Genomic DNA, 18,955 nt, shown 5'->3' with positions numbered 1-18,955 from the left:
CCACTGTTTCATCAGCGGAACTATAAATCGAAAAGTGATATTTATGATGAGATATCTCAGGAATAGAAAAGGGTTATTTATGTTAATTGAATAAATATTGGCATGACAAATAAGAAATAAATTTTACATAAAGAACTGATGATGACTTTGTTATTGAGTTAATCTTTATTGTTTATGAGGTTTTTCAATATCAGTTTTTAGTATGCAAAGAGTGTTTCACAAATTAAATTTATAATTCATTTTAATATGATAATTATCTTATTTGTTGATTTTTATGGTTTTTCTTTTTATTGGTGTTATCCAGAATTGGATCTAATCAGTGGTAATACTTATTTTTCATGATGATGTAATTTAATAAGATTTAATCAATGTAGTCATGAAATAAGATTTAAAACAGAGTCTTACATAAGGAAACTATTCTACAGATTTTTATTTTGTATTTACACGTAATTTTCAGTAGCTATGCATAGAACAAATATATTAAACAAAGTATTAAATAAATACTAAGTTCAACATTAATGAATTTAGAAAATAGAAAAATTAATCACTGAATCCTTTATCATAGTTTTACTATGTCCTCAATAAATGAGAGGGTATAGGGCGATAGAAAGCAAATGAACCTCCCAAAATCGGTAAATGTAGGCATTGATCATGATGACAGGAAACCGGAGGTCACTTCATTGATGAATAATTTTCAGCACCATTTGCTGTAAAGGCCCTTAATGACCAACTATAGCCGGCTTTTTCGCATCATTGATTTATTGCTGGCGGTGTAGTGTATAACTTGTATCTTCTCTTTTTTTCGCTTTTTCGCTGAATTTATTCATCACAATCTATGGATGATATACCACAGTGTTTGCCATAAATGATAACACTTCTAGTAAAATTTCTTGGTGGTATATATAGTTAGTAATAATAAAAACTAACACTTGTGTATTGTATTGAGATAATTTCTTTTAGAAACCAATACTACATATTGTGATTTCAATATATACATCATCTATATATGGTGTTTTTATGTTTTTTAAATAGGTGTCATTAAAAATAAGGTGTCATAACTTATTGGCAGATCCATAATTTTAATTGTCAGAGGGCGCGATGGTTTCTTTATCAAATTGTCAGATGTGTAACCGAATTCATCATTGCAAATTGATGAACGAGGGATTTAGGCTAGTACAGAAATTTTTAATAATAAATTAAATGGAGGTAGTTTATGTACCATCATTACCTGAATACTCCAGAAGGATTTCCTAAGCCTTATGTACATATCACTGCGGATGATGAAGGAGTAACGAGCATTTATTTCGTTAATGAAAAGAAAGAATTAGAATCTAAGAATGTGATAACTAAGCAGTGTGCAAAAGAGTTACAGGAATATTTCAAAGGAAAGCGGTTGACGTTTACAGTTCCCCTAAGTATGCAGGGAACTGAATTCCAGAAAAGAGTCTGGCAGCAACTCTGCAACATTCCTTATGGTGAGGTGTGGAGCTATAAGCAATTGGCATTAACGTTGGGTTCGGTAAATTATTGTCGTGCGGTTGGCATGGCAAATTCACGCAATCCCATTTCATTGATTGTGCCCTGCCATCGAGTGGTTGGCCATGATGGTAAGCTCGTCGGTTATACCGGCGGGTTGGATATCAAAGGATGGTTATTGGAGCACGAGAAGAGTAGAAAAACGAAAAGTAAACAAAGTTGAAATAAGACGCCAATTTATTTGTGAAATCACCATGGGCGTATAGAATCAGTCAATGTAATCAAACGGAAAATACGTTTTTTTACATTTTGTTCTATTTTTCGTGATCTATGTTGCAGACAATAGACTATATTATTTGTTGTACTGTACGTGACGCTAAGTTTGTGTCTTTTTTATTAAGGTAAGTTTGATGTCAAAAATTATAGGTAACGTTAAGTGGTTTAATGAATCCAAAGGATTCGGTTTTATCACTCCAGAAGATGGTAGCAAAGATGTTTTTGTACACTTTTCCGCCATTCAGGCCAACGGATTCAAAACTCTGACTGAAGGCCAGAAAGTAGAGTTTGATATTACTGAGGGTGAGAAAGGTCCATCTGCTGCAAACGTTGTCGCAATCTAATTTCGAATCCCACATTCTTAAAACCCGTTCTCAGTAACGGGTTTTTTATATTCTGTCACTTCTTGAGCAGGGTCGATGATTAGAGTTTGTTCATAACCGCAAAAGCAAGCGCCGTCATCAGTAACGACCCGACGACATTCGCCAGAATACCGACCAGCGCCCAACTTATCTTTCCTGCCTGTAGCAGGTAAACGACTTCAGCGGAAAAAGTGGAGAACGTAGTCAGCCCGCCACAAAACCCGGTGGTTAACATTAACTTCCAAACAGGATCAAGCTGCGTGGCTTTATTGAAATAAGCCAATCCCAGCCCAATGATCAAGGCACCAATGCAATTAGCCGTCAGCGTACCAACGGCAATCGGGGAAGAAGGGGTATTCAGGCGGAGGCTGATGAGCCAGCGTAACACGCTACCCAAGCCACCACCGATAAATACAGCAAACGCGATATTCATTATTATTGGTGGTGGCGACAGATTATTTGACTTCCATACCTTTGGCCTGCAAGTCGGCATGGTAAGAAGAACGAACAAACGGGCCGCAAGCTGCATGGGTAAAGCCCATTTCCAGAGCGGCTTCTTTCATTTCTTCAAACTCAGCCGGACTGACATAACGCTGAACTGGCAGGTGATGACGACTTGGTTGTAAATATTGTCCTAAAGTCAGCATAGTGACACCATGACGACGTAAGTCACGCATCACTTCTATAATTTCTTCGTTGGTTTCGCCCAATCCCACCATCAGACCTGATTTAGTCGGAATATTCGGGTGAGCTTCCTTAAATCTTTCCAGCAGTTTCAATGACCATTCGTAGTTAGCGCCCGGACGAACCTGACGGTAAACCCGTGGTACGTTTTCCAGATTATGGTTGAACACATCAGGTGGCGTTGCGGTCAGAATTTCCAACGCACGATCCATACGACCACGGAAATCTGGCACCAAAGTTTCGATTTTAATGGATGGATTTTTTTCACGGATCGCAGCAATACAGTCAGCAAAGTGTTGTGCGCCACCATCACGCAGGTCATCACGGTCAACTGACGTGATAACAACATAACGTAATCCCATATCTTGGATGGTTTGCGCGAGCTTGATGGGTTCATTTGCATCTGGTGTATTCGGACGGCCGTGTGCCACATCACAGAATGGGCAGCGACGGGTACAGATGGCACCAAGGATCATAAAGGTGGCGGTTCCGTGGTTAAAACACTCAGCCAGGTTAGGGCAGGAGGCTTCTTCACAGACGGAATGCAACCCATTTTTGCGCATTGCAGCTTTAATGCCCTGAATGCGGCTGGAATCCGCAGGAAGTTTGATTTTCATCCACTCAGGTTTACGCAAGAGTGCTTCACGTTCTGTGGCGACAGTCTTCACAGGGATCAAAGCCATCTTGTCTGCGTCGCGGTATTTGACACCGCGTTCCATCTGAATTGGTTTACTCATAATCGTGCTGGTTCCAGTTAAATGCTTCAGATTTTGACTTACTGCCTGATGTTTATGACAAGAAGATCGAGGCAATAAATCCATTCAAATTTTTTTGAAAAATGTTAAAAAATTATATCATCTTTCATCGATGAGTTGAAATCCCAAGATCTGACAGAATTTTTCCACCAGAACGGGTTGTACATCTTCAATGGTGACTCCCGTAACAAAGTCACTGAGTTGAACCATTTGCATACCAGCATAACCACATGGATTAATGCGCAAAAACGGCTGTAAGTCCATTGCAATATTGAGTGCCAGACCATGGAAAGAGCATCCTTTGCGGATACGCAGCCCAAGGGAACATATTTTGTTGCCTGAGACATAAACTCCTGGAGCATCAGGGCGGGCATAGGCTTCTACGCCAAAATGAGCCAGGGTTTCGATTACCGTATTTTCGATCGAAGTGACCAGTTGGCGAACGCCAATTTTTGATCGTTTCAAATCAATTAAAACATACATGACTTGCTGGCCTGGGCCATGATAGGTAACTTGCCCCCCTCTATCCGATTGGATAACGGGAATATCCCCTGGCGCAAGTACATGCTCTGTTTTACCGGCTTGACCTTGTGTAAACACTTTTTCATGTTGGACAAGCCAGATCTCATCAGGTGTTTCCGCCGTTCGCTGCTCAGTGAACTGGTGCATGGCATCAGAAACAGGCTCGTAAGGCTGAATACCTAACTGGCGTAAAATAACGGTGTTATGTTGCAATGGGAACGTCATCATTTGTTAACAAAAAGTGCCCGTCAGTATAACGTTCTAAAATGATTCCCACCAGTTTGAGAATGCCTTAAAGCAATAATATTGTTAATTAGACGAATATATTTTAATTTTATATTATCATGGTTATATATTTTGATGATTTTCCCTTTAAACTCTGTTTGAGCTAGCAGATGGTCAAAAAAAACCAACTTTTAATTGTTGGGCATCTCTGTAGTTTTTTGGTGCTCCTTTACAGTCTCTCAATGCTACTGCCTATTTTTGTCGCCCTGTTTTATAAGGAAAAAAGTGTTTTTGCTTTTTTTGAAACGTTTATCATTGGATTGGTTACCGGGGGAGCCGGCTGGTACTTTACCCGTAAAACCAAAGCACAACCCAGTACACAAGATGGATTTCTTATCATTGTCTTATTCTGGTTGTTGTTCTCGTTACTCAGTGCCTTGCCTTTTATGCTCGACAAGAGCCTGAACATTAACCTTGTGGATGCGATGTTTGAAGGCGTGTCGGGCATTACGACCACCGGGGCAACGGTGTTGAATGATGTTTCGGCATTACCTAATTCGGTGCTTTATTACCGTGCCCAGCTCAATTTTATCGGTGGGTTGGGCGTGATCGTCCTTGCGGTTGCCATCTTACCATTACTGGGAATTGGTGGAGCAAAGCTCTATCAATCAGAAATGCCCGGTCCTTTTAAAGAGGAACGGCTGACCCCGCGTCTTGCTGACAGCGCCAAAAGTTTATGGGTTGTTTACCTGTTGCTGGGTGGAATATGTTCAGTCAGCTTCTGGGGAGCGGGTATGTCATGGTTTGATGCCATCTGTCATGGCATCTCAACCGTTTCTTTGGGGGGATTTTCGACCCGCAACGAAAGCCTGGGTTATTATGACAGCGCTGCCATTGAAATGGTGGGGGGGATTTTCTCAGTCCTGTCGGCGGTCAACTTTACGCTCTATTTTGTTGCCCTGACACGCAGGAGTTTAAAACCACTGCTAAAAAATGCTGAATTACAATTTTTCTTGCTGGTACTGGCTGGCGTCGTTTGCATTATCTGGTTGGAGCTATACCGTTCAGGGATGTATGGTGTGAAAGATGCGTTTGTTCATGGTTTTTTCATGACAAGTTCCATGATGACCGATAATGGTCTGGCAACGTCTGATTATGCCCAATGGCCACCCCATACCATCTTGATGTTACTGGCCGTCAGTTTTTTTGGTGGTTGCGTGGGATCGACCTGTGGTGGCATCAAGGCACTCCGCTTTATGATCTTGGCTAAACAGAGTTTCAGCGAAGTTAACCAACTCACTCACCCGAATGCCATTTCAACGATTAAAATTGGCAAATCTGTGGTTCAGGAAAGGGTACTGCGTTCTGTCTGGGGCTTTTTCTTCCTTTATGTTTTTTTCAGTTGCTTTTTTATCTGGGCATTGAACTTGCTTGGCTATGACTTGGTGACTTCATTTGCCACTGTGGCGGCTTGTATCAATAACATGGGGATAGGGTATGGCGCGACAGCACAGGGTTTTGGTGATCTGGATGCCGCAGCGAAATGGATGATGTGTGCTGCCATGCTATTGGGAAGGTTGGAAATTTACCCGATACTGATTTTGTGCTCGAAAGCGTTTTGGCGTTTTTGAACCGGATGTGCATACCAATATCATGAGGCATAAACCCCTGTTAATAATGATTATGAGAATTATTATCATTTCTGAATTGATTTTGATTGCCTTTTGCACTAGTGTTGATAACACTTTATCAATAACGAGAGTAACAAATAGATTTGTTACTATAATATTATGTCTGCAACTTATTCTATTTTTAACTTGTTTCTGAAAGAGCGGATTACCATCTCACCATCCCTATTACGTTGTGTTTTCGAAGGCCCGGAAGTGCATCGCATGTTGCGATATGCGCCTGATCAACGGATTAAGTTGTTATTTCCCCAGCCAGGTCACCCTTTAATCAAAGTCAAGGTGGGGGAAGAATGGCACAGTGATTACCTGTCGATCCCCAAAGCAGCGCGTCCTTTGATGAGAACTTACACATTAAGAGCGCTACGCACGGAAGACAATGAAATGGATGTAGAGTTTGTTTTACATGGTAAAAACACCCCGGTATCCAATTGGCTGAGTCAGGCTAATCTCGGTGATCCTTTACAGATTGTTGCGCCCAAAGCGGGTTCCAGTGATAGCTCAATCAACGGGGCAGAAGGCTGTGAATGGAAGCCATCAGCACAAGTCCGTCAGGTATTGCTGATTGCCGATGAGACGGCAGTGCCGGCGGCATTGGGGATTATTGAAGAGTTATCGTTGCACGAAACGCCGCCCAGCGTACAGGCATTCTTTGAAGTTCCTGAACAGGAAGATTGCCTTAATGTAGAGCAATTTAAATTTGCCAATATTTTCTGGTTACCGCGTAAAGTTAAGTCAGGATATGCTTACGGTGAACGCTTGCTGGAGGCGGTACGTGAACACGTTATCCTTCCTGAATCAGCGTTTATTGCAACACAGTCCTTAACTGAAACGACTTCACCGGATGGGACATTATGGGAAAGGGCAGAAAGTGAGAATAAGACCAGCTATTTTTATGCCTGGGTCGCTGCGGAATCATCTGCTGTCAAAAACCTGCGCCGTTATCTGCTTCAAGAATGCCATTTGGATCGAACATTAATTAACTTCATGGCGTATTGGGCCAAATCTCCGAAAGATAACCACGCCTGATCTCATTTAACCACAAATCCTGACCATAGCTGCTGTCTTGCTCGACAGTAGCTTATGGATTTAACAGGGATATCTTTGACTTTTTTTGATAAGAGCATCACTGAGAAAAAACGCCGACTAAAGCATCAGCGTTTATCAAGCGTAGTGTTACAGCACAACGCGCACCAATTCCAGATTACCTAGCTCTTCATACAGCGTTTCAACTTGCTCAATATGCGTAGCGTTGATCGTAATGGACACGGAGTGGTAATTGCCTTTGCTGCTGGGTTTCACGACTGGAGAGTAATCGCCCGGCGCATGGCGCTGAACTACTTCAACAACCTGATCCACCAGCTCAGGTTGAGCTAAACCCATCACTTTGTAGGTGAATGAGCAAGGAAACTCAAGCAGTTCATTTAATTTTGTTTTCATGGGCGTTCCTCATGTATTTGCCACGGCAGAAGAGTGGGTCTGCCGTGGTGTGATAATTTTCTAACGATGTGTTACTTAATATAAGGCTCAATGCCTGACTTTCAAGAGATCAGCCAAACCAGTGGTGGAACATCAGCCGGATATAGTCGATCATCCGGCTGAAGAAGCCCCCTTCCTGGACTTCCTGCATCACGACCAATGGACGTTGCTCAATGGTTTTTCCATCAAGCTGGAAGTTGATCGTTCCAACAACCTGATCTTTGGCAAGCGGGGCGTGTAGTTCAGTATTGTCTGTGTTCAATACATAGCTGGCTTTCAGATCTTTCAGGCGGCCACGCGGGATTGTCAGGTAAACATCTTTATCAACGCCCAGTTGAACCTTATCCGTGTCACCAAACCAAATCGGTTCTGACGCAAATTCTTTACCCACTTGTAGTGGTGAAACGGTTTCGAAGAAGCGGAAGCCCCAAGTCAGTAATTTTTTGCTGTCGGTTTCACGTCCTTTGAACGTTGGGCTACCCATTACAGCAGAAATCAGCCGCATATTCCCTTCGGTTGCAGAAGCGACAAGGTTATAACCCGCGCCGCTGGTGTGGCCTGTTTTAATGCCGTCAACGTTTAAACTTTTATCCCATAACAAGCCATTACGGTTAGGCTGGCGAATATTGTTGTAGGTAAACTCTTTTTCTTTATAGATAGCATATTCATCCGGTACGTCGCGGATTAACGCTTTTCCAATCATAGCCATATCATGAGCCGAGCTGTATTGGCCATGGGCGTCCAGACCATGAACGGTCTGAAAATGCGTATTTTGCAGTCCCAAATTCTGTACGTATTTATTCATCAGGCTGACAAAAGCGTCTTGACTGCCTGCGACATAATCTGCCATTGCGACACAGGCATCATTGCCGGATTGCAGGTTGATACCACGAGACAGCATGGCAACAGAAACTTGATCTCCGGGTTTTAAAAACATTAAAGAGGAGCCTTTAAAGATCGGGTTTCCTGTTGCCCAGGCATCCTTACCTACGGTAACGGTATCGTTCGGGCCGATTTTTCCTGATTTGATGGCCTGACCAATGACGTAACTGGTCATCATTTTGGTCAAACTGGCGGGATCGCGGCGGATATTCGCATTTTTTTCGGCTAATACCTTTCCTGAGTTGTAATCAATCAGAATATAGGCTTCTGAATCAAGTTCGGGAACACCGGGGATCATAGTCTTGAAATTATCATCCGTGTTGGCGAACGCAGAAATGCTGGTCGCCAGGGCGATACTCAAGCTGGCACTTTTGATAAAACGGGAAGTAACGATGTATTTCATGATTGATTAGATAACATCCGTGAGAAAGGGATTGATGATAAGCGACATAATAACAAATGACAAAAAAGCTGACATTAAACAAAATGGGGTGGCTTAAAGGTTTACACTTTTTTACCCGTATTTTTTACCGGTATTTTTTATCCGTATTTTTTTGCCCATTGTTTTTTGCCACATACTGTGGTCATCATGATTTTATCTGCCTGCTGATAGGAATAAATCATTCAATATCAGCAGGCAATGATGCTATTTATCTCTGTGGGTACAGTGGATCAGGGGGCAACAATAAAAGAGGATTGATGCATCTGGTCCATTAATTTTTTTTGTAGTTCCGTGGCTTGCTGGTGGCTGTCCAGTGGCCCCAGTTGGACGCGATAAACATTGCCAAATTGAGTGACACGGCCTTGTACATTAAAGCGTTGGCTCAATGATTGTTGCCATTCTTTGGCTTTTGGCTCCATGCTGACAGCGCCGACTTGCACCATATAACGGCCCGCTGCTACCGGGTCAGATAACGTTTTTGAGTTAGATGGCGTGTTTGAATCAGATGATCCTTTTGCAACAGACGATACTGTCGCTGGTGGAGGTGTGACAGGCTGGCTTTCTGTCTCACCCGCATGATTTTGTTCAATCGCCGTTTGTTCCACCGTGTTCTGTACTGCGGAGTCATCGGTCATGGAGGATTTGATTGACGCCGGCGAACCAATATTGGGTCTGTCAGGTAAGGCATAGCTTTGTTTGACGATCGTTGACCCTTTTGTGCCTAAACCAGAGAGCGAGCCATCAGGTGCAACTTGAATACCATCCAGTTTCACTTTGCTTTGTGGCATCAAATTGAGCCGCTCCGCCACTGCACGGGATAATTCAATGATTTTTCCCGGTTTATTGTAAGGGCCTCGATCATTAATCCTGACAATTATCATGCGCCCATTACTTAAATTGGTGACACGCACATAACCGGGAATAGGCAGCGTCGGATGCGCAGCCGTTAACGCATAAGGGCTGGCTCGCTCACCAATCGCCGTCATTTTCCCATTGGATTCTTCACCAAACCCACTGGCATAACCTGTTTGGGTAAAGTTAGCGGGATCTTGCACGATGCGATAGGTTTGCCCCTCTTTCTGGTAATCCTGATTGGCGCTTGGGTGATAAGGCTCATATTGAGGCTCAGCACCCAAAACATCATGAGTGGGGACAGGGGGAAGAGAAGATGCCCGCTGATTGTCTGTTGTTGTACAACCTGATATCAGTACCGCTACGATGCTAAATATAAGCCATTGCTGACGCATGAAACTTCTTCCTCATAAACTTTTGGATAATAATTTACGATGTGTATGTATCGACATGATAATGCCGAACCCCGCCATTAGAACAATCAATGCTGAGCCTCCGTAACTAATAAGGGGCAGAGGAACGCCGACTACCGGTAGGATGCCGCTTACCATGCCAATATTGACGAAGACATAGACAAATAAAATCAGTATCAGACCCCCGACCATGACCCGGCCAAAGGTATTCTGTGCTTTGGCGGCAATAACCAGGCCACGCATGATAATCAGCAGGTAGAGTCCGAGTAAAACCAGAACACCGATCATCCCCAGTTCTTCAGACAGAACGGCGAAAATGAAGTCAGTATGTCGTTCGGGAAGGAATTCAAGTTGCGATTGTGTCCCCTGCAACCAGCCTTTGCCGAATAAACCCCCTGAGCCAATGGCAATTTTGGATTGGATGATGTGATAGCCTTTGCCCAGTGGATCGCTTTCTGGGTCCAGCAGCATCATAACGCGGTCGCGCTGATAATCGTGCATCAGGAAGAACCACATTATCGGGATAAAACAGGCAACCAGTAAAACAGCAATGCCAATTAATCGCCAGTTCATTCCTGCCAGAAATAAAATGAATATGCCAGAAGCGGCAACCAGAATCGACGTCCCCAGATCCGGTTGTGCGGCTACCAGCAGGGTAGGTAAAAAAGTCAGGAATAACGCGATGCCGGTGTTTTTTAATGAAGGCGGACAAAGGTCGCGGTTCATATAACGGGCAACCATCAAGGGAACGGCTATTTTAGCAATTTCTGAGGGTTGGAAGCGGACAATGCCCAGATCCAGCCAGCGTTGTGCGCCTTTACTGATCTGTCCAAAAACATCGACCATAATCAGCAGGATAACGCACCCAATATAGAGATAAGGTGCCCAACTTTCATATAAGCGCGGAGGAACCTGAGCCAAGACGAGCATCACGATGAGTCCCATGACCACCTGCCCGATCTTGCGTTCCATCATATCGATGTCTTGCCCACTGGCGCTCCACATAATGAAAAGACTGTAGGCCAGTAATGCCAGAACGCACAGTAGCAGCGGGATATCTATATGTATTCGGGTCCAGAAAGGAACCTTGTTTTGAGAGTCTGTCATGGCTTTACTCAATTGGCTGATGTTCTGGGCGCTGATGTTCTGGTGGCTTGTCCTCCTGTCGTAGCCGGAGCTGCGGCGGAAGGGGCGGCATTGTTATCCTTAAGTAAGATATGATCCAGAATTTGGCGGACGATAGCGCCGACAGGTGGCCCTGAGCCACCATTTTCCAGAATGATGGAAATGGCCACTGTCGGATTGTCATAAGGTGCAAAAGCAATCATCAGCTTATGATCACGCAGATGTTCAGCAAGTTTACTCGCATTATAAGTTTCATAACTGAAAACCTGGGCAGTCCCTGATTTCACTGCGGCTTTGTATGGCGTGCGGGCAAAGAACCGGCGGGCCGTTCCATTTGGGGCATTGGCAACACCATACATGCCATCTTTGGCCATTTCCCAGTATCCGGAATGGATATCCCCAATAGGTGCGCTGACTGGAGGTTGGTAAGGTTGCATTTCACCATTGACACGCGTGTTCATCAAAAAATGCGGGGTCTTGACTTCTCCATCATTGATCAGCGTCATTAGCGCTTTTACCATCTGCATCGGGGTCGCAGTCCAGTATCCCTGACCGATGCCGACAGAAATGGTATCGCCCTGAAACCACTGTTTTTTATAGCGTTTGAGCTTCCATTCACGGGTAGGTATATTGCCCGGGCTTTCTTCTTTTAAATCAATGCCGGTAAATTGACCATAGCCAAATTTTGACATCCATTCAGATAATCTATCAATGCCCATATCATAGGCGACTTGATAGAAAAAGGTATCTGCCGATTCAACAATTGCTTTATGCACATTTAATTTGCCATGTCCCATACGTTTCCAGTCCCGGTAACGTTTTTCTGAATTCGGCAGTTGCCACCAACCGGGATCGTAGATTGTGGTGTTTTTTGTAATGACATCACTGCTAAGGGCTGCGACGGCAATAAAGGGTTTCACCGTCGATGCGGGTGGATAAGCGCCTTGTGTCGCCCGGTTAATCAGCGGACGATCAGGATCGTTAAGCAGGATTTTATAGTCTTTACTCGAGATACCATCAACAAACATATTGGGATTGTAGCTTGGGTTGGAGACCATCGCCAAAACTTCCCCGGTACGCGGATCGGTGACAACAACCCCCGCACGGCTGGTTGTCAGTATCTTTTCGATATAAGTTTGCAGTTCTAAATCAATGGACAGATAAATATCTTTGCCGGCCTGTGGAGGCAGTTCCTGCAATTGGCGTATGACTTTGCCCCGATTGTTCACTTCGACTTCCGCATAACCGGGTTTGCCATGCAAAATAGATTCATAATAACGCTCAATCCCCAACTTCCCGATATCATGGCTGGCGGCGTAATCAGGCAAAATCCCTTCTTTATCGAGCCGCTCTACATCTTTATCGTTTATTTTGGCAACATAGCCAATCACATGGGTGAGGGCGGAATCATAAGGGTAATAACGACGCTGGTATCCCTTGATTTCTAATCCGGGAAAGCGATATTGGTTGACAGAGAACCGGGCCACCTGAACTTGATCCAGTGAGGTTTTCAGGGCAATCGGGGTAAAGCGACGTGCGCGCAGGCGTTCTTTTTTGAATTCTTCGATATCATTATCCGTAAGCCCGACCACAGAACGTAGCTCTTCTAATGTTTTGTTAAGATCAGTCACTTTTTGCGGTACGATTTCTAACTGGTAAATGGTTCGGTTAGTGGCCAATGGTGTGCCATTGCGGTCATAAATGATGCCCCGGCTTGGGGCAATGGGAACGAGCTTAATGCGGTTCCCATTTGATCGGGTCTGGTAATCTTCGTGGCGTGTGATCTGGAGATTATAAAGATTGGCAATCAGAATGCCGGTTAAAATTATAATACCGATAAACGCCACGAGCGCGCGGCGTATAAATAGGGCTGATTCAGCCGAATGATCACGAAAAGGGGTTCGTTTATTCTTCATCCCATTGCCAGAATTCACGGTGATAGATTACCCAATTTATTCCCGATGATAAGGGTGGTTAGTTGTGATGCTCCACGCTCGATAAAGGCTTTCTGCAACCAGAACCCGTACAAGAGGGTGAGGCATGGTCAGCGGAGAAAGTGACCAGCTTTGTTCCGCTGCCGATTTGCAGGCTGGGGCCAAACCTTCCGGGCCGCCAATCAGCAAGCTGACGTTTCTGCCATCCAGCTTCCAGCGATCAAGCTGTTGTGCCAATTGCGGGGTGTCCCAACGAGAGCCGGGAATATCCAGGGTTACGATGCGATGACCTTTACCCACTGCGGCTAGCATCAGCTCGCCTTCCTTTTCCAGAATGCGTTTGATGTCTGCATTTTTGCCCCGTTTTCCCGCTGGGATCTCAATCAGCTCAAAGGGCATATCTTTGGGAAAACGGTTCAAATAATCCATGAAGCCGGTCTGAACCCAGTCCGGCATCTTTGTTCCTACAGCGATCAATTGTAACTTCAAACTCAACTCCAGAGTTTTTCCAGTTCATACATGCGACGGCTGTCTTCCTGCATGACATGAACCATAATTTCGCCGAGGTCGACGACGACCCAATCGGAAATTCCTTGCCCTTCAACACCCAGAGGCATAATGCCAGCCTCGCGACAATCATCAACGAGGTTGTCTGCCACAGACATCAGATGGCGGCTTGATGTTCCGGTGCAGATAACCATACAGTCAGTAATGCTGGATTTTCCACGAACGTCTATAGAAACAATATCCTGTGCTTTGGAATCTTCAAGTTTATCAATAACAAATTGTTGTAGTTCTGTGCCTTGCAAAAGGATCACCTTTATTTTGTAAAATTGGTTGAATAACGCGGAATAATAGCATGCCAATCTCTGTAAAAGTAAGCGACTTGGCGGCAATTCACGGTATGATTTATCTATTATCTATATAGTCCCCGTGAATCGATATAATTTTGTATCGATGGAGGAAGCAGATCATCACAACTTAGGCCCTGTTGGTGACGTTGGCGAATATTGGTCGCCGAAATGTTTAACAACGGAGTGGCGGCCAGGTAAATATAGCCCTGAGGTTTTTGACTCAATGGAAATGGGGTGTCAACATGGTGTTTTTCGAACCATTGTTGCATTTCTGGATTTGAAAGCGGGTTTTGATAACCCGGGCGGGAACAGACCAATAAGTGGCAGATGTCGAGCAATTCTTCCCATTTATACCATGTGTGGAGGGTTTGTAATGAATCCTGCCCGATAATGAATGCCAATGGACGTTGTTCACCTATCTCCTGACGAAAGGATTTCAGGGTTTCTACTGTGTAAGAGGGGGTTTTTCGTTCCAGCTCGCGGGTATCCACGGTAAACAGCGGATTATCTTTTACAGCCAGCCGCACCATTTCCAGCCGTTGTTGGGCGGTCGCCTCTGGCTGAGGACGATGGGGGGGAACGTGATTAGGCAATAAAATAACCTGCTTAAGCCCCACGAGTTGTGCCAATGCTTCCACTGGGCGCAAATGACCATAATGGATGGGATCAAATGTGCCGCCAAACAGTGCCTGAATAATCGGGGCACCGGTATCCGTTGTTGCATCAAGAGAATCAAGCATTCAGGAAGCTCTCTGGTAATGGTTTTCCGCATAACAGCATGGAAAGCGTTTCCAGGTCAGCCCAAATGGATTGGCTATAATCCTGTTTGACGCGCAGTTCCATCTGGGTCAGCAAATGTATGGCGGATTGCAGATCCTGTTGTGACAGGCGCTGTAATGCGGTGGTCAGCAATGGCCGGCGATTTTGCCAAACTTTGTGCTGATCAAATAATGTTTTTAAAGGGACGCTCTTATCCTGACGTTTAAGTACCAGCAGCAGCATCAGCTCCCGCTGTATAGTACGAAGCAGGATGACCGCTTCGGTGTCTTCTTGCCGAAGTTGTTTCAGTATATGGCATGCCCGTTTTACTTTTCCGGCCAGCAGAGCATCAACCCAATGATAGGGGGAAAAATGGGCGGCATCGTTGACCGCTTCTTCAACGCGAAGCAGTGTCAGGCGGTTATCGGGATGGAGCAGGGAAAGGCGTTCCAGTGCCTGGGCAAGCGCCAGTAAATTCCCTTCATAGCAATAGCACAATAGCTGATTGGCTTCACCTTCCAGTGATAACCCCATATTTTTGGCTCGTTGCGCGACCCATTGGGGCAGACGGCTTTGCTCTGGTGTCAGGCAACTGACGTATACGCCATTTTGCCCGATGGCCTTGAACCACGGGCTATTTTCCTGCGCTTTAGTGAGCTTATGCCCACGCAGTATCAGCAGGATGTCTGAATGCAGTAACTCCGACAGCTTGGTTAGCCGTTCTGCCATTGAAGCATTCGGGCCATTTTCCGGCAGCAGCAGGATAAGTGACTGACGGCTGGTAAACAGGCTCAGTGACTGACACAGGCTGAAAATTTCATCCCAATCGGTATGGTTATCCAACGCGAAAGTGAAATGTTCCATAAAGCCATGTTGTTCAGCCACTTTGCGGATACTGTCCTGACTTTCCTGCAATAGCAATGGTTCGTTGCCCCATAGCAGATAGCTGCTTCGCAGCCCTTCATTGAGCTGCGAAAGAAGTTGTTCAGGATAAAGTCGGATCATTGTTTCTGTGCAACCGCAGCTTTCTGCTTTTCTTCAGCTTTCAGCAGTTCTGCGCTATGAACCGTCAACAATTGGCGCATAAGCTGGTGGGCGGCTTGTTCGCGCATTTCCTGTTGAACCAATTCATTTTCAGCATCTTTCGCCAAGGCTTCCAGTGGGTTATCAAAGAAAGAACGATCAACCCTTGCCTGCAATGGATAGATGCTGCCATCTGGCATCAGAATTTGCGCATCCACTTGCAGCACCAACAGACGTTCAGCCGCTTTACCATCCTGAAAGACAGAAACTGTCTCTTTGTTTTCACCAGAACCCAAAAGTTTCAGGATAGGGACTGAAGCATCGCCATGCTCAACAATTTTGACATCGTTCAGACGAAGTTGCTGACGCACTGAGCGTGCCAGTGGCCCGTAAGGATCATTTGAACTCAATTGCAACGTTTGAAGCTCTTTGGGTACTTGTGTTGTACCACGAAGATGAAAACCGCAGCCAGCGGTGACTAGCACCGCCAACCCGAGCAACAACGTGAGAATCCGATGCCGCAAATTATTTCCTGTCACGTTTTTTCCCACCGCGTTCTTTCCCACAAAAGTGGCCTCCTGTTATCAGCCAACAACCAGATTCAGTAACTTGCCTGGAATATAGATAACCTTGCGAATACTGACGCCTTCAAGATATTTCGTCACACTGTATTCTTGTGTCGCCATCTCCTGTACAGACTCTTTTGTTGCATCTGCCGGTACTGTAATGCGGCCACGGACTTTGCCATTAACCTGAATGATGACCAGTTTAGTATCGTCTATCATGGCTTGCTCATCGGCCTGTGGCCATGCAGCTACATCAATGTCACTTTCATTGCCAAGCGCTTTCCACATGACGAAACAGGCGTGTGGGGTAATGGGTGAAAGCATACGTACAACCGCCGTCAGTGCTTCCTGCATCAGAGCACGATCCTGTTCAGTTTCCTGTGGAGTTCGTGTCAGTTTATTCATCAGTTCCATGATGGCAGCAACCGCAGTATTGAATGCTTGACGGCGACCAATATCATCGGTGACTTTTGCGATGGTCTTGTGCAGATCACGGCGCAGATCTTTCTGTTCCGTCGTCAGGCTACTGATATCCAGCGGCTGGGCTGCCCCTTTACTGCTGTGCTCATGAACCAAACGCCAAACGCGCTTCAGGAAACGGTTGGCACCTTCTACACCCGATTCTTGCCATTCCAGGGTCAGCTCTGGAGGGGCGGCGAACATCATGAACAGACGAACCGTATCCGCGCCGTATTTATCGACCATAGTTTGTGGGTCGATGCCATTGTTCTTGGACTTAGACATTTTGCTCATGCCGGTATAAACCAGTTCATGACCTTCTGTGTCTGTTGCTTTGATAGTACGGCCTTTCTCATCACGCTCAACAATAGCATCAGCCGGGGATACCCAGATTTTTTCGCCGTTGTTGCCGGTGTAATAGAACGCGTCAGCCAGAACCATGCCTTGGCACAGCAGACGTTTGGCAGGTTCATCGGAGTTAACCATGCCCGCATCGCGCATCAGTTTGTGGAAGAAACGGAAGTACATCAGGTGCATAATGGCGTGTTCAATACCCCCGATATATTGATCCACCGGTAACCAGTAGTTGGCCGCCGCCGGGTCCAGCATGCCTTTGTCATAATCCGGGCAGGTATAACGTGCGTAATACCATGAAGATTCCATAAAGGTATCAAAGGTATCCGTTTCCAGCAGGGCAGGCTGCCCGTTGATGGTCGTTTTTGCCCATTCCGGATCGGCCTTGATTGGGCTGGTGATCCCATCCATTACGACATCTTCCGGCAGGATCACGGGCAATTGATCTGCCGGAACAGGAACAACGGTGCCATCTTCCAGTGTTGCCATTGGAATAGGGGCACCCCAGTAACGCTGACGGGAAACACCCCAGTCACGCAGGCGATAATTGACTTTACGCTGACCAACGCCCATCGCAACCAGTTTGTCTGCGATAGCATTGAAGCCCTCTTCATTATTCAGTCCGCTGAATTCACCGGAATTAACCAGTGCATTTTTGTCTGTTGCGGCGGCATCCTGAATATTGGGGATATTGCCGTCGTTGTCCAGAATCACCACGTTCATTGGCAGGCTGTACTTGGTCGCAAACTCCCAATCGCGTTGATCGTGGGCAGGTACGGCCATCACCGCGCCAGTGCCGTATTCCATCAGGACAAAGTTAGCCACCCAGATCGCGATTTTTTCGTTGGTCAATGGATGAATGGCGAACATGCCTGTTGGCACGCCTTTTTTCTCCATAGTTGCCATATCTGCTTCGGCAACTTTGGTATTGCGGCATTCGTTGATGAATTCTGCCAGTTCCGGGTTATTTTCTGCGGCTTGTTTTGCCAGTGGATGACCGGCGGCGACAGCAACATAGGTTGCTCCCATGAACGTATCCGGGCGAGTGGTATAAACGGTGAGTTTTTCTTGGCTATCAGCAACATTGAACGTGATTTCGACACCTTCAGAGCGGCCAATCCAGTTGCGTTGCATGATCTTGACCTGTTCAGGCCAATCTTCCAGTTTATCCAGATCGTTCAGCAGTTCTTCAGCATAATCGGTGATTTTAATGAACCATTGAGGGATCTCTTTGCGCTCCACTTGGCTATCACAACGCCAGCAGCAGCCATCAATAACCTGCTCATTAGCCAGAACGGTCAGGTCATGCGGACACCAGTTAACCGCAGAGGTTTTTTTGTATACCAAACCTTTTTCATACAACTGAGTGAAGAACCACTGTTCCCAACGATAGTATTCTGGGGTACAGGTTGCCACTTCACGATCCCAATCATAACCAAAACCCAGCGTCTTCAACTGGTTTTTCATATATTCGATGTTGGAATACGTCCACGGGGCAGGGGCGGTGTTATTTTTGACCGCCGCCCCTTCTGCCGGCAGGCCGAAAGCATCCCAACCGATGGGTTGCAGAACATTTTTCCCTAGCATGCGTTGATAACGGGAAATCACATCACCAATGGTGTAGTTACGGACATGGCCCATATGTAGTCGACCAGAAGGGTAAGGTAGCATAGACAGGCAATAGTATTTTTCTTTGCTGTTGTCTTCTGTCACTTTGAACGTTTGCTTCTCTTGCCAATGAAGCTGGACTTGTTGCTCTATGTCTTCTGGACGATATTGTTCTTGCATGGCACCGATAATCCTATGGTGAGTAATAAAGCGACGCCTT

At 45.5% G+C, this 18,955-nt stretch carries 18 protein-coding genes; 4 read left to right on the top strand and 14 right to left on the bottom strand.

Annotation, left to right across the window (positions count from 1 at the left end; translation table 11 throughout):
- Nucleotides 1–1,213 precede the first annotated feature (1,213 nt).
- Together Xbed_RS14975 and cspE are read left to right on the top strand one after the other, a co-directional pair.
- Nucleotides 1,214–1,699, top strand: coding sequence for a methylated-DNA--[protein]-cysteine S-methyltransferase (locus Xbed_RS14975; protein ID WP_086113704.1), 486 nt, complete (start codon nt 1,214–1,216; stop codon nt 1,697–1,699).
- A 187-nt stretch (nt 1,700–1,886) separates the two neighbouring features.
- Nucleotides 1,887–2,096, top strand: coding sequence for a transcription antiterminator/RNA stability regulator CspE (cspE, locus tag Xbed_RS14970; protein ID WP_086113703.1), 210 nt, complete (start codon nt 1,887–1,889; stop codon nt 2,094–2,096).
- Between the two features lie 79 nt (nt 2,097–2,175).
- On the opposite strand, the gene crcB is transcribed toward cspE, so the two are convergent.
- The 3 genes from crcB to lipB form a co-directional block, all read right to left on the bottom strand.
- Nucleotides 2,176–2,550, bottom strand: a complete 375-nt coding sequence (crcB, locus tag Xbed_RS14965; RefSeq protein WP_086113720.1) for a fluoride efflux transporter CrcB — start codon at nt 2,548–2,550, stop codon at nt 2,176–2,178.
- A 19-nt stretch (nt 2,551–2,569) separates the two neighbouring features.
- Complete coding sequence (lipA, locus tag Xbed_RS14960; protein ID WP_086113702.1) at nt 2,570–3,535, bottom strand: lipoyl synthase; 966 nt, start codon at nt 3,533–3,535, stop codon at nt 2,570–2,572.
- A 117-nt stretch (nt 3,536–3,652) separates the two neighbouring features.
- A complete protein-coding gene (lipB, locus tag Xbed_RS14955; protein ID WP_208612254.1) occupies nt 3,653–4,300 on the bottom strand; it encodes a lipoyl(octanoyl) transferase LipB in 648 nt (215 codons plus the stop codon).
- 170 nt (nt 4,301–4,470) lie between these two features.
- Between lipB and Xbed_RS14950 the strand changes: the two genes are divergently transcribed.
- Nucleotides 4,471–5,931, top strand: a complete 1,461-nt coding sequence (locus Xbed_RS14950; protein WP_086113701.1) for a TrkH family potassium uptake protein — start codon at nt 4,471–4,473, stop codon at nt 5,929–5,931.
- A 159-nt stretch (nt 5,932–6,090) separates the two neighbouring features.
- A complete protein-coding gene (locus Xbed_RS14945; RefSeq protein ID WP_086113700.1) occupies nt 6,091–7,014 on the top strand; it encodes a siderophore-interacting protein in 924 nt (307 codons plus the stop codon).
- A 147-nt stretch (nt 7,015–7,161) separates the two neighbouring features.
- On the opposite strand, the gene ybeD is transcribed toward Xbed_RS14945, so the two are convergent.
- From ybeD to leuS, 11 genes are all read right to left on the bottom strand, one after another.
- The gene (gene ybeD / locus Xbed_RS14940; protein WP_086113699.1) at nt 7,162–7,425 is read right to left on the bottom strand and encodes a DUF493 family protein YbeD; all 264 of its coding nucleotides are present in this window, start codon (nt 7,423–7,425) and stop codon (nt 7,162–7,164) included.
- Nucleotides 7,426–7,534: 109 nt separating this feature from the next.
- The gene (gene dacA / locus Xbed_RS14935; RefSeq protein WP_086113698.1) at nt 7,535–8,749 is read right to left on the bottom strand and encodes a D-alanyl-D-alanine carboxypeptidase DacA; all 1,215 of its coding nucleotides are present in this window, start codon (nt 8,747–8,749) and stop codon (nt 7,535–7,537) included.
- Nucleotides 8,750–9,018: 269 nt separating this feature from the next.
- Nucleotides 9,019–10,035 (bottom strand): endolytic peptidoglycan transglycosylase RlpA, encoded by a 1,017-nt coding sequence (gene rlpA, locus Xbed_RS14930; RefSeq protein ID WP_086113697.1) that lies wholly within the window; start codon nt 10,033–10,035, stop codon nt 9,019–9,021.
- Between the two features lie 12 nt (nt 10,036–10,047).
- The gene (gene mrdB, locus Xbed_RS14925) at nt 10,048–11,160 is read right to left on the bottom strand and encodes a peptidoglycan glycosyltransferase MrdB (protein WP_086113696.1); all 1,113 of its coding nucleotides are present in this window, start codon (nt 11,158–11,160) and stop codon (nt 10,048–10,050) included.
- Between the two features lie 8 nt (nt 11,161–11,168).
- Nucleotides 11,169–13,094, bottom strand: a complete 1,926-nt coding sequence (mrdA, locus tag Xbed_RS14920; protein ID WP_244182510.1) for a peptidoglycan DD-transpeptidase MrdA — start codon at nt 13,092–13,094, stop codon at nt 11,169–11,171.
- Nucleotides 13,095–13,130: 36 nt separating this feature from the next.
- The gene (gene rlmH, locus Xbed_RS14915) at nt 13,131–13,601 is read right to left on the bottom strand and encodes a 23S rRNA (pseudouridine(1915)-N(3))-methyltransferase RlmH (RefSeq protein WP_086113695.1); all 471 of its coding nucleotides are present in this window, start codon (nt 13,599–13,601) and stop codon (nt 13,131–13,133) included.
- A 2-nt stretch (nt 13,602–13,603) separates the two neighbouring features.
- Nucleotides 13,604–13,930 carry a ribosome silencing factor gene (rsfS, locus tag Xbed_RS14910; protein WP_086113718.1) on the bottom strand — a complete coding sequence of 109 codons (327 nt, stop codon included), beginning with the start codon at nt 13,928–13,930 and terminating at the stop codon, nt 13,604–13,606.
- A gap of 98 nt (nt 13,931–14,028) precedes the next feature.
- Nucleotides 14,029–14,706 carry a nicotinate-nucleotide adenylyltransferase gene (nadD, locus tag Xbed_RS14905; protein ID WP_086113694.1) on the bottom strand — a complete coding sequence of 226 codons (678 nt, stop codon included), beginning with the start codon at nt 14,704–14,706 and terminating at the stop codon, nt 14,029–14,031.
- Complete coding sequence (gene holA, locus Xbed_RS14900; protein ID WP_086113693.1) at nt 14,699–15,730, bottom strand: DNA polymerase III subunit delta; 1,032 nt, start codon at nt 15,728–15,730, stop codon at nt 14,699–14,701. Before holA ends, nadD begins: the two co-directional genes overlap by 8 nt.
- Nucleotides 15,727–16,272 (bottom strand): LPS assembly lipoprotein LptE, encoded by a 546-nt coding sequence (gene lptE, locus Xbed_RS14895; RefSeq protein ID WP_208612253.1) that lies wholly within the window; start codon nt 16,270–16,272, stop codon nt 15,727–15,729. The genes holA and lptE overlap by 4 nt, the downstream gene beginning before the upstream one ends.
- A gap of 60 nt (nt 16,273–16,332) precedes the next feature.
- Nucleotides 16,333–18,915 (bottom strand): leucine--tRNA ligase, encoded by a 2,583-nt coding sequence (leuS, locus tag Xbed_RS14890; protein WP_086113691.1) that lies wholly within the window; start codon nt 18,913–18,915, stop codon nt 16,333–16,335.
- Between the last annotated feature and the right edge of the window lie 40 nt (nt 18,916–18,955).

Source organism: Xenorhabdus beddingii (assembly GCF_002127545.1).
GTDB lineage: Bacteria > Pseudomonadota > Gammaproteobacteria > Enterobacterales > Enterobacteriaceae > Xenorhabdus > Xenorhabdus beddingii.
This window is presented reverse-complemented; position numbering and strand designations above follow the sequence as displayed.

What these genes read in the sequence shown, in the direction of transcription:
- Xbed_RS14975 (WP_086113704.1), top strand. Translation starts at nt 1,214, where the DNA reads ATGTACCATCATTACCTGAATACTCCAGAAGGATTTCCTAAGCCTTAT.
- cspE (WP_086113703.1), top strand. Translation starts at nt 1,887, where the DNA reads ATGTCAAAAATTATAGGTAACGTTAAGTGGTTTAATGAATCCAAAGGA.
- lipA (WP_086113702.1), bottom strand. Translation starts at nt 3,535, where the DNA reads ATGAGTAAACCAATTCAGATGGAACGCGGTGTCAAATACCGCGACGCA.
- lipB (WP_208612254.1), bottom strand. Translation starts at nt 4,300, where the DNA reads ATGACGTTCCCATTGCAACATAACACCGTTATTTTACGCCAGTTAGGT.
- Xbed_RS14950 (WP_086113701.1), top strand. Translation starts at nt 4,471, where the DNA reads ATGGTCAAAAAAAACCAACTTTTAATTGTTGGGCATCTCTGTAGTTTT.
- Xbed_RS14945 (WP_086113700.1), top strand. Translation starts at nt 6,091, where the DNA reads ATGTCTGCAACTTATTCTATTTTTAACTTGTTTCTGAAAGAGCGGATT.
- ybeD (WP_086113699.1), bottom strand. Translation starts at nt 7,425, where the DNA reads ATGAAAACAAAATTAAATGAACTGCTTGAGTTTCCTTGCTCATTCACC.
- dacA (WP_086113698.1), bottom strand. Translation starts at nt 8,749, where the DNA reads ATGAAATACATCGTTACTTCCCGTTTTATCAAAAGTGCCAGCTTGAGT.
- rlpA (WP_086113697.1), bottom strand. Translation starts at nt 10,035, where the DNA reads ATGCGTCAGCAATGGCTTATATTTAGCATCGTAGCGGTACTGATATCA.
- mrdB (WP_086113696.1), bottom strand. Translation starts at nt 11,160, where the DNA reads ATGACAGACTCTCAAAACAAGGTTCCTTTCTGGACCCGAATACATATA.
- mrdA (WP_244182510.1), bottom strand. Translation starts at nt 13,094, where the DNA reads ATGAAGAATAAACGAACCCCTTTTCGTGATCATTCGGCTGAATCAGCC.
- nadD (WP_086113694.1), bottom strand. Translation starts at nt 14,706, where the DNA reads ATGCTTGATTCTCTTGATGCAACAACGGATACCGGTGCCCCGATTATT.
- holA (WP_086113693.1), bottom strand. Translation starts at nt 15,730, where the DNA reads ATGATCCGACTTTATCCTGAACAACTTCTTTCGCAGCTCAATGAAGGG.
- leuS (WP_086113691.1), bottom strand. Translation starts at nt 18,915, where the DNA reads ATGCAAGAACAATATCGTCCAGAAGACATAGAGCAACAAGTCCAGCTT.